This is a genomic window from Mycobacterium arosiense ATCC BAA-1401 = DSM 45069, assembly GCF_002086125.1.
Taxonomy (GTDB): Bacteria; Actinomycetota; Actinomycetes; order Mycobacteriales; family Mycobacteriaceae; genus Mycobacterium; species Mycobacterium arosiense.
The window spans coordinates 1-636 of record NZ_MVHG01000228.1; the positions used below are offsets into that span (position 1 = coordinate 1).

Consider the following 636-nt stretch of genomic DNA (forward strand, 5'->3'; position numbering starts at 1 on the left):
CTAGGCGGCTCAAAGACCTTGAGCGTGAAAACGCCACCCTGAAGCGGTTGTTGGCTGATGCGGAGTTGGAGAAAGTCGCGCTCAAGGAGATCGCCAAGGGAAACTTCTAGGCCCGGAACGTCGGCGGGCAGCCGTTCGTCACCTTCAGCGCGTGCTGGGGGTCAGCGAACGGTTCGCCTGCCGCGTCGCCGGGCAACACCGCGCCACCCAACGTCATGAGCCTGTCGCGGCAACCCCGGATGATCCTGATGCGGCGTTGCGGAACTGGCTTCGCCAGTACGCCAAGGACCATCCGCGGCGTGGGTTCCGACCGGCGTATCACGACGCCCGTGCCGAAGGTTGGGCAGTCAATCACAAGAAGGTGCAACGCCTGTGGCGCGAGGAAGGGCTTCGAGTGCCGCAGCGCCGACGGCGCAAACGCCACGGCAGCTCCACCGCACCATCGACCGTAATCGCCGATGCGCCCAACCGGGTGTGGGCGGTGGACTTCCAGTTCGACGTCACCACCGATGGGCGTCCGATCAAGATCGTCTCCATCGTCGACGAACACACCCGCGAATGCCTTGGTGGGATGGTCGAGCGCAGTATCACCGGCGAGCACCTGATCGCCGAGCTCGACCGTCTGGCCGGCCAGCG

The 636-nt window shown here is 65.3% G+C and carries 1 pseudogene; it reads left to right on the forward strand.

The window, feature by feature from the left end:
• Nucleotides 1–636 (forward strand): annotated as a pseudogene (locus BST14_RS28215) (IS3 family transposase); the annotation flags it as partial.